Here is a 237-nt window from a genome sequence, read left to right as displayed (position 1 = left end):
ACGCTGCATGATGTTGCGTACCGCGGTGATGCCGTCCATCAGCGGCATCTCGTAATCCATGGTGATCACATCGGGTCTCAGGGCCAGCGCCTGCTCGATGGCCTCGCGGCCATTGGTGGCGGTGCCGACCACCTGGATCTGTCCATCGGCGGAGAGAATCTCCGAGACACGGCGGCGGAAGAACCCCGAATCGTCCACCACCAGGACTTTGACTGCCATAGCTACTCCTCAGAGGGC

1 protein-coding gene is annotated in these 237 nt (G+C 62.0%); it reads right to left on the bottom strand.

Going from position 1 to position 237, the window contains the following annotated elements; translation table 11 throughout:
* Nucleotides 1–219 (bottom strand): response regulator (locus ACLJNW_RS28425; RefSeq protein ID WP_410962014.1); only part of this gene is annotated, 219 nt, incomplete at its 3' end.
* Nucleotides 220–237: the final 18 nt, after the last annotated feature.

Source organism: Salmonella sp. SAL4457, assembly GCF_046548235.1.
In the GTDB taxonomy this organism is placed as follows: Bacteria; Pseudomonadota; Gammaproteobacteria; order Enterobacterales; family Enterobacteriaceae; genus Salmonella; species Salmonella enterica.
This window is presented reverse-complemented; position numbering and strand designations above follow the sequence as displayed.